This is a genomic window from Psychrobacter sp. TB55-MNA-CIBAN-0194 (genome assembly GCF_040309505.1).
Taxonomy (GTDB): Bacteria; Pseudomonadota; Gammaproteobacteria; order Pseudomonadales; family Moraxellaceae; genus Psychrobacter; species Psychrobacter fozii.
Genome location: NZ_JBEOOW010000717.1, coordinates 1 through 240 on the forward strand (window position 1 = coordinate 1; position 240 = coordinate 240).

The 240-nt window shown below is 37.1% G+C and carries 1 protein-coding gene; it reads left to right on the forward strand.

Going from position 1 to position 240, the window contains the following annotated elements:
- The coding region (locus AAEY75_RS16855) for a hypothetical protein (RefSeq protein ID WP_352260313.1) at window positions 1–240 on the forward strand (240 nt) is incomplete at both ends.

The following is a 240-nucleotide window of genomic DNA, read 5'->3' on the forward strand; positions in this document are numbered from 1 at the left end:
GTCTATATATGGTCTTGATAGCATTGGCGGTTACACCACCTCACCACAAGAAAAAGATGAAAAAATCTTAGCTAAAGTGGATTGGAATATTAACGACCAACATCGTGCCAGTTTTACTTATCAATCGACCATAGGTAATGTAACCAACAACATGTCATCAGGTGATTCGTTATTAAAATTATCAAGCACTTGGTATGACAAAGAAGAAACTTTAGAAACCTACGCGGCCAACTTATACAG